This window comes from Sphaerochaeta sp. S2 (assembly GCF_016406725.1).
Classification (GTDB): domain Bacteria; phylum Spirochaetota; class Spirochaetia; order Sphaerochaetales; family Sphaerochaetaceae; genus Sphaerochaeta.
Window position 1 is genome coordinate 1 of the sequence record NZ_JAEKNT010000513.1, and the last position, 1,979, is coordinate 1,979.

Consider the following 1,979-nt stretch of genomic DNA (forward strand, 5'->3'; position numbering starts at 1 on the left):
AATCAGATCACCCACAGCGATGGATGGTTGCAAGCCTCCACAGGTCCCGATACGGATGATGGCATCAACCCCATACTCAGTGAATAGTTCATAGCTGTATATACCAACTGACGGGCCACCCATCCCAGTAGAGAGTACTGAGACCGGCATATGATTGTAGACGCCTGTGTATCCAAGAACGTTTCTCACATCGGTGACCAGACGGGCATCTTCAAGGAAGTGTTCAGCTACCAGCTTTGCTCGTAGTGGGTCCCCAGGAGCAAGCACTACAGGTGCAATATCTGCCTTGGATGCTCTATTGTGAGGAGTCATCAGCTTGCCCCCTTCTCATATGGCTTGCCTGCAGCACGTGGCGCATAGTTCTTGCCACTGGAAAGCACCAGTGCCACGAGCGTCACGACATAGGGAAGGATATTGAAAACTTCCGAAGGAAGAGCCTTCAATGCAGGAACGTTGTTCGCGATGATGGCAAAAGCCTGTGCTGTTCCAAAGAGGAAAGCTGCACCAGTTACCCCCAGTGGACTCCAACGACCAAAAGAAACAGCAGCAAGTGCGATAAATCCACGACCATTGATGGTATTGCTTGTATATTGGATGGTCTGGGTAAGCACCACACAACCACCTGCAAGACCAGCAAGGACACCACTGGAGATAACAGCAAAGTAGCGCATCTTCTTCACGTTGATACCGACACTTTCAGCAGCTCCAGGATGTTCTCCACATGCTCTGAGGTGCATCCCGAAGGGGAGCTTGTAAAGCAGGATCCACGAGAGGACAACAACAGCAACAGCAATATAGGCAGTCGGATAGATGCCAAGTGCGTCTGTCTGCATGCCCATCATGAACTCTTTGGTTCTGTCAGCATTGAAGAGAATCTGGCTGGCAAAAATCGTTACACCAGTGGAGAGCAGGTTGATACCGGTACCACTGATGGTCTGGTCAGCATTAAGGTTGATTGCTGCCACAGCATGGATAAGGGAGAACAGTCCCCCAACTACAAACCCCATGGTCAAGGCCAGGAAGAGGGAAAGTGTTTGAGGAACCCCTGCCATCTCCATCAGGACATGTGCAGCTGCCGCTGTACATGCTCCGATTGCCATAAGACCTTCCAAGGCTATGTTTACGACCCCTGACTTCTCACAGATCATCCCACCAATGGCGGTGATGAGAATGGGGGCCACGATCATCAATACAGAAGGTAGCATTCCAAGTATCATACTCATTTGACTCCTACCTCCTTCTGCAGTTTTTTCTTATCGAGGTGCTGTTGGTAGAGGATCAAGGCTGAACGGAGGGCAATGAAGATAACGATCATTCCCTGGATGATGAAGGTAATCTCCTTGGGAATCTGCTTCCCTTGCATCAGAGCTTGTGCGTTCTTGAGCATACCGAACAAGAGCCCCGCGAGGGTGGTACCGAGAGCGGTGCTGTTTCCTACCAAGGCAACGGCAATACCGTCAAAACCATAGTTGTCCATCCCGGAGAGAACTCTTCCATACTTGAAGGAGCCCAATGCAACAATGCCTCCAGCAAGGCCTGCAAAAGCCCCAGCGATGGCCATGGAAAGTGCAATGGATTTCACCACCGGTATACCGCTGGCCCTTGCTGCTTCCTTGTTGAACCCAGTGGCCCGCATGCCAAACCCAAGACTGGTTTTCTCCATGATGAACCAGAACACGATTACTGCGATGATCATTAAAAAGATACCATTATTCAACAACGAATAGTTGGTGATCTTGGTGAAGAAGTCATTGGTGATCAAGGCAGTCTCTGGGAAGTCAGCTGTCTTGTAGGTGGTGGCGCCAGGCATTTGCAGTGAGATGATGCGACTTAGATACAAGGCAATGTAGTTGAGCATGATGGTTGAGACAACCTCACTTACTTCATACTTTGCTTTCAGCACTCCCACCAATCCACCCCAGAGGGCCCCAATGAGTATTGCGCAGACGATGGCAAGCACCCAGTGCAGTCCTTGTATC

Annotated in this window: 2 protein-coding genes and 1 pseudogene; all 3 read right to left on the bottom strand. The window is 50.3% G+C overall.

Annotated elements, in window-relative coordinates; genetic code table 11:
• Positions 1 to 312 (bottom strand): annotated as a pseudogene (locus tag JF818_RS15000) (purine-nucleoside phosphorylase); the annotation flags it as partial.
• Complete coding sequence (locus tag JF818_RS15005; protein ID WP_198892818.1) at positions 312 to 1,223, bottom strand: ABC transporter permease; 912 nt, start codon at positions 1,221 to 1,223, stop codon at positions 312 to 314. The gene JF818_RS15005 and the pseudogene JF818_RS15000, both read right to left, overlap by 1 nt.
• On the bottom strand, positions 1,220 to 1,979 hold a 760-nt coding region (locus JF818_RS15010; protein WP_198892820.1), incomplete at its 5' end, for an ABC transporter permease. The genes JF818_RS15005 and JF818_RS15010, both read right to left, overlap by 4 nt.